At 41.9% G+C, this 1,122-nt stretch carries 1 protein-coding gene and 1 pseudogene; both read left to right on the top strand.

Features of this window, described 5'->3' with window-relative positions:
* Positions 1-363 (top strand): DUF2815 family protein (locus tag D8792_RS10725; protein WP_125374002.1); only part of this gene is annotated, 363 nt, incomplete at its 5' end.
* A 234-nt stretch (positions 364-597) separates the two neighbouring features.
* Positions 598-1,122 (top strand): annotated as a pseudogene (locus D8792_RS10720) (hypothetical protein); the annotation flags it as partial.

Here is a 1,122-nt window from a genome sequence, read left to right as displayed (position 1 = left end):
CTCAAAGGCAATGGCAAATCAGTACCTGCATTATCTACTCTGAAAACTCCCCTACGAGATGGTGACCTTGAACGCCCTGATGATGAAGCATACAAAAATGCCTACTTCGTAAATGCCAACTCGCCACACAAACCTGGTGTGGTTGATGGCAACCGCCAAGAAATTATCGATACGTCTGAGCTATACTCAGGTATCTATGGTCGTGCTTCTATCACCTTCTACGCATTTAATTCCAATGGCAATAAAGGGATTGCTTGCGGTTTGAATAACTTGCAAAAATTGCGTGATGGTGAACCCCTCGGAGGACGCACTCGTGCCGAAGATGATTTTGCGACAGAAGACGATGATGACTTTTTGAACTAGAAATGGAGAATTTGGTAGATGATGTATACGATTTTAACTTGTACAATTATGGGTCTCTGGGTGCTTATCGGTCTATACTTCGGGTATATGACCATTAGAGATGACATTCGAAATGAAGTGGAACGAAAGGCAAAGCAAAACAAAGAAAAACTTAGCCAAACACCACTCAGTCGAAAAAACAAATAGAACTTTAGGTGGCAGTACTTCTGTCACCTTTTTCAGAAAGGACAAACTATGCCGATTAAAGAACTTAGCATCGACATTGAAACCTATTGCGAAATTGACCTACGAAAATCTGGTGTCTATCGCTATGCGGAAGATGACAGTTTTGAACTCCTTTTAATTGCAGTTTCTGTCGATAATGGACCAGTGACTGTTTACGACTTTAATAAAGAGAAGTTACCACAAGATATTCTTGAAGCTTTAGTAGAAGATAGAGTCATCAAATGGGCATTCAACGCTTCATTTGAGCGAATTTGCCTATCCAACTGGCTCAAGAAACATCATCCTGAATTCTTATCAGATGGATTTCTCTCCCCAGTTTCGTGGCGATGTAGCATGATTTGGTCCGCCTATTTAGGACTTCCACTCTCCCTTGAAGGAGTTGGAACAGTTCTCAAACTCAAAGACCAAAAGATGAGAGAGGGGGCTGACCTTATTCGCTACTTCTGCTTGCCTTGTAAGCCAACCAAAGTCAATGGGGGACGAATTCGTAACTTTCCTCATCACGCACCTAACAAGTGGTCTACATTTATCGAC

It is taken from the genome of Streptococcus cristatus (genome assembly GCF_003943505.1).
GTDB classification, from domain to species: Bacteria; Bacillota; Bacilli; order Lactobacillales; family Streptococcaceae; genus Streptococcus; species Streptococcus cristatus_E.
The sequence above is the reverse complement of the archived record's forward strand: the minus strand, read 5'-3'. Positions and strand labels throughout refer to the sequence as shown.